This is a genomic window from uncultured Zoogloea sp. (assembly GCF_937894855.1).
Lineage (GTDB): Bacteria > Pseudomonadota > Gammaproteobacteria > Burkholderiales > Rhodocyclaceae > Zoogloea > Zoogloea oryzae.
On sequence record NZ_CALAYQ010000029.1, the window covers coordinates 1 to 3,835 of the forward strand.

Below are 3,835 nucleotides of genomic sequence, written 5' to 3' on the forward strand. Positions count from 1 at the left end.
TTCGGACAAGCCAAGGGCTGCGTCGCGGAACATCCGCATCTGGCCGCTCTTCTCCGCGCCAGCCCCGCCGAGGTGATCAACAGGCAGCTCGTGCCAGCGAACATCGAGAGGTGGAAGGTCGTACCCTTCGTCCGAGAACGAGCGGTCTATATCGCTAGGTCTGGTGACGAAGAGCGCCCAAGACGCGACCCAAAGCCAAAACTCTTCTGCCTTGTGCGCCATAAGCGTGAGATTGTCGGCCTTCTCGCTGTTGCGCTTGAAGAACCTCGTTTTCCCGGCGCCAATGTCGAGCACGCCGAGGAACCCGGCGTAGCTTAGAAGCTCCAGGTATTCGTTTGGCGAAGGGGTAGCCGTGGCGACGAAGCGATATTTTATCCCATCGCTGACGATCTTCTGTGCCTTGTCCCGGCGGTCGTCGCCGGCAATGATCGCCATGAACTCGCGGAACGTTTTCGTGCCGCCGAAGCCGCGCAGGATAGCGGCCTCGTCCAGCGACACGCCGACGAACTGCGAACAGTCAATCTTGCCCTCTCGGACGCTCTCGTAGTTGGTCAGATAGACCGCCGGCCCGTCGATTTCGGCCGTGGTGCGGATGAACCGCAGATCGACCGCGAACGCCCCGGTGAAGAACTTGACCGCATCGGCCATGAACTCACGGCGGACACCGAGCGGCGCGATGATAAGCGTCGGCTTCTGCTCGCGGGCAGTGATGATCCGCATGGCTTCGATTTGCGTAACCGTCTTGCCGAGGCCGAAGTTTGCGAACCACGCCCGCCTCCCGCCAGACAATGCCCACCGGACCATCGCCCGGTGATGCGGTTTGAGAGTGGGGTTAATCTCTGCCAGAGCTACGTCAAAGCCGTCGAACCTCGGCGCGATAGCGGCCTTCGCGCTCAAGAACGCGCTGTAGGGGTTTTGCTCGACGTTCATTGCGCAGCCGCCCGGACGGCCCGGTCACTCGCCTCGTAGTCGCGCCAGACCTTGGAAATCATCGCATCGACCGATTTGCGGCCCGAGTAGCCAAGGGTGTCCGCTATCTCGGCGTGCTTGACGCCATCCTCGTGCATGCGGAGTGCTGACAGGAGCTGCTCGTCATTGGCTCGATGATCCATGCGTATTCCTCCGGAATTGGTGGCAGTGTGGGCCGAGGCTCTAGCGGCTCGGGGTCAGGGTCAGGGTTGGGCGGGCGGTTCACAGCGGACCCCAATGGCGAGCAAGGCGCCCTCGATGGTCTCGACAACGGCGACGCTGCCGCGCCAGTCCCGATGCCACTCGATCTGATCGTCTGTCAGGCCGCGCGCGGATGCCGGCTTCGCGTTCACGCGGCCACCTCGGGAGCAGGAAAGGACGTGAGCGATCCGAACTCGCCCTTCACGAACAGGGCGGCCTCTTCAATGTCGTGGATCAGATAGACCGGGCCACCTCGCCAGTCGTCGGCCCACCTTTTTTGGATCGGGTTGAGCCCTCGACGCCCATAGGCGGTCCCTCGGTTTTTGACGTCGAACAAGCGCCAGCCGCCGGACACCCAGGCCAAGCCGTCCGGGACGCCGCAGCCTGCGTTGCTCAAATCCTTCACGGCGGTGAAGACTTCGATGTAAGCGAATATTTCGCGGTGGTTGGCGTCCTTCTTGGCGCCATACTTCAATTTGGCCATGACGGCTGCCTCTCCGGCCCTGCGCGCGCCACCCGAAGCAAGGTGGCAGGCATAGCTGCAGTATTTTCGGTTGGAGCTTTTGAGGGCCCGGAACGAGGTAGCGCAGTGCGAGCATGAGATCTGGGCCACCACAACAGGCCCCGGCTCCCGGGCGGGCCTAGGCTTGACTTGCGACGCGCGGGCGCAGGCAGGAGAACAGAACCTCTGCCTTGACGTTCTTGGCCGAAACGTTGATTTGCAGCCTTGGCACGCGAGGTCTTCGAGCACACTTCGGCTGTCGTAATAGCATTGGAGCCCGCAGAACTTGCGGGGACTGTAGCTGTGGAAAGGCGCAGCGCACTGCTGGCATACCTTGTGGCCGGCTTGGCGGAAATTCGGGTTCGCTGAACCGGCCATGCGGGTCTTGTAAGCATCCGACATGCACGCCCCTGAGCAGTATGTCTTCCGCATCTGGTGGACGGTCGGGCGCGCTTCGATGCCGCAATTGGCGCAGCGCCAAGCCACGTTCGCGTCAATCCTCGCCGCCCGCCGCATCAGTCGGCCGCCTGCGCTGCCATCCGGCGATAGGGGGCGAAGTCAAAGCCGGCGATGCTCGACAAGGTCGTGGTCCTGCCATCAGGCCGCCCACTCAAGAACCCATCGCGAGAATGGCGCCGGACAGGCCAGCCGCGACCGGCGCAAATTCTGCCCACGCTGGACGGGGACAGCCCCAGCTTGTCGGCGATCCCGGAAGCGGTGATATCCCAATCAACCGCCGTCCCGATCTGCCAGATGCGAAATGCCAGCGCGTTCCGCTTCGCCGTCTGTCGCTGCTGCTCGGTCATTGCGCTCTCCCTGGTATGAGTGGCGCGATCTCGCTCGCGCCGGGCGCCCGGTGGCTCAATTCCGCGCAGGTCGCACCATCCCCCGTGCGCGGTTGACGCATGGCGCATTGAGCCGGTTCGGCCTCGGGTGCGGCCGGGGAGAAAGACGGGGGATGCGTATCGTGGAGCGCGTAACCGACGCCCCGGATGGTCTGAATTTCGTACATCGCGCCAACGCGGGCGAACTCGCGCCGGATGTAGCAGATGTGCACGTCAACGGTTCTGTCCGTGACATCATGCCCATAGCGAGCGCTGAGAGCCTGCGCGATGGCGTAGCGCGGCACCGTGCATCCGGACCGGCGCGAGAGCACGCCAAGCACCACCCGATCCGCCGACCGAAGCGTCAAGCCGGGGAAATCAACCTCGGGCGCCTCCGCCGTCAGTTCCGAAATGCGAAACCGCAGTTCGGCGACTTCCTCGGCCAGCCGCCGGGTTTCGGCGCGAAGGTGCGTGATGGTGCTGAAATCGCTCATGTCCGCTCTCGGGAGGCGACCCCGCCCCGCGTGGAGCGAGTGGGGTGGGTGGGTGTCGGGCACGGGGCCGCCACCGGAGAGCGGGAGCGCGTCATTGCGCGGGCCGGCTGTCGTCTGTGATCCAAGCCGAGGCCAGCACAACCCCGCCAGTCTCGCGCTCGATCGCGACGGCAAGCGGCAAGCTCGGCCGCATCTTGTTTTGCGTGAGACGGGAGATTGTCGCCTGATCGACCTTAAGCCGCTTGGCGAAATCCTCCTGCCGGATGCCGTTTTCTGCGAGGAATGTTTTGAGTGTGCTCATGCATGGCAAAATGCACCATGCGCATTCGCCAGTCAATAACCATAATGCATCTTGACACAATGCGCATTGTGCATATACTGACTCCCACACAGCCGATAACGGCGAGAGGGAGGCCACCATGAAGCACACCACACCGAAGCCCCCCGAGGAACCCACGCGGGCGATCAAGGGCTTCGACGCCGGCATGAAATGCCGCGGCTTTCAGTTCGAGGTCGGCCAGACGTATCGCCATGAGGGGCCGGTCGAGGACTGCAAGAGCGGCTTTCACTCCATCACCGGTCACCCGCTCGCGGTGTTCGAATACTACCCGCCGGCAGGGGCGCGGTTTTGCCGCGTGGAGATCAGCGGCGCCACCAGCTCGAACGATGGCACGAAAACCGCGTCGGAAATCCTGACTGTCGGCAGCGAGATCGGCTTTTCTGATCTCGTGCAGGAGGCCGTCGAGTGGGTGAAAAGTCACGCCACGCCTGATGGTGAAAGCGCGACGGGCGACCACGGCGCCGCCAGCGCGACGGGCGACCAAGGCGCCGCCAGCGCGACGGGC

The 3,835-nt window shown here is 63.8% G+C and carries 7 protein-coding genes and 1 pseudogene; 1 reads left to right on the forward strand and 7 read right to left on the reverse strand.

Translation table 11 applies throughout. The annotated features are described in order from the left end of the window. From Q0672_RS02820 to Q0672_RS02850, 7 genes and pseudogenes are all read right to left on the reverse strand, one after another. Positions 1-930: pseudogene (locus tag Q0672_RS02820) on the reverse strand (hypothetical protein); the annotation flags it as partial. Next, entirely contained in the window at positions 927-1,112 is a 186-nt protein-coding gene (locus Q0672_RS02825; RefSeq protein WP_298619494.1) for a hypothetical protein, read from the reverse strand. The pseudogene Q0672_RS02820 and the gene Q0672_RS02825, both read right to left, overlap by 4 nt. 60 nt (positions 1,113-1,172) lie before the next feature. After that, complete coding sequence (locus tag Q0672_RS02830; protein WP_298619496.1) at positions 1,173-1,322, reverse strand: hypothetical protein; 150 nt, start codon at positions 1,320-1,322, stop codon at positions 1,173-1,175. Further along, positions 1,319-1,654, reverse strand: a complete 336-nt coding sequence (locus tag Q0672_RS02835) for a hypothetical protein (protein WP_298619498.1) — start codon at positions 1,652-1,654, stop codon at positions 1,319-1,321. Before Q0672_RS02835 ends, Q0672_RS02830 begins: the two co-directional genes overlap by 4 nt. A gap of 533 nt (positions 1,655-2,187) precedes the next feature. Next, complete coding sequence (locus Q0672_RS02840) at positions 2,188-2,478, reverse strand: hypothetical protein (RefSeq protein WP_298619500.1); 291 nt, start codon at positions 2,476-2,478, stop codon at positions 2,188-2,190. Then, positions 2,475-2,990, reverse strand: coding sequence for a winged helix-turn-helix domain-containing protein (locus Q0672_RS02845; protein ID WP_298619503.1), 516 nt, complete (start codon positions 2,988-2,990; stop codon positions 2,475-2,477). The genes Q0672_RS02840 and Q0672_RS02845 overlap by 4 nt, the downstream gene beginning before the upstream one ends. Before the next feature lie 91 nt (positions 2,991-3,081). Further along, the gene (locus Q0672_RS02850) at positions 3,082-3,291 is read right to left on the reverse strand and encodes a helix-turn-helix transcriptional regulator (RefSeq protein WP_298619505.1); all 210 of its coding nucleotides are present in this window, start codon (positions 3,289-3,291) and stop codon (positions 3,082-3,084) included. A 118-nt stretch (positions 3,292-3,409) separates the two neighbouring features. Here Q0672_RS02850 and Q0672_RS02855 point away from each other — a divergent pair. Next, the coding region (locus Q0672_RS02855) for a hypothetical protein (protein WP_298619507.1) at positions 3,410-3,835 on the forward strand (426 nt) is incomplete at its 3' end.